This is a genomic window from Saezia sanguinis (assembly GCF_003991585.1).
GTDB lineage: Bacteria > Pseudomonadota > Gammaproteobacteria > Burkholderiales > Burkholderiaceae_C > Saezia > Saezia sanguinis.
The window spans coordinates 1-254 of the sequence record NZ_PQSP01000143.1 but is presented as its reverse complement, the minus strand read 5'-3'; the positions used below and the strand labels follow the sequence as shown (position 1 = coordinate 254).

The following is a 254-nucleotide window of genomic DNA, read 5'->3' as shown; positions in this document are numbered from 1 at the left end:
GGTGTACACCGTCATTTTCGAGGCGGAAACGCGCACGGGCCGCGCCTTCGATTTGCTGCTGATCGCCGCCATCCTGATCAGTGTGACGGTGGTCGTGCTCAGCAGTGTCGCCTCCGTGGCCGAGCGCTACGGTACCTGGCTGACGGCGCTCGAATGGTTTTTCACCATTTTATTTACCATCGAATATTTTGCCCGCCTGGCGTGCCTGCAGCATCCGGTGCGCTACGCCAAGAGCTTTTTCGGCATTATCGACT

General features: G+C 58.3%; 1 protein-coding gene. It reads left to right on the top strand.

The window, feature by feature from the left end:
• A partial coding sequence (locus tag CUZ56_RS15280; RefSeq protein WP_204250968.1) for an ion transporter occupies window positions 1–254 on the top strand: 254 nt, incomplete at both ends.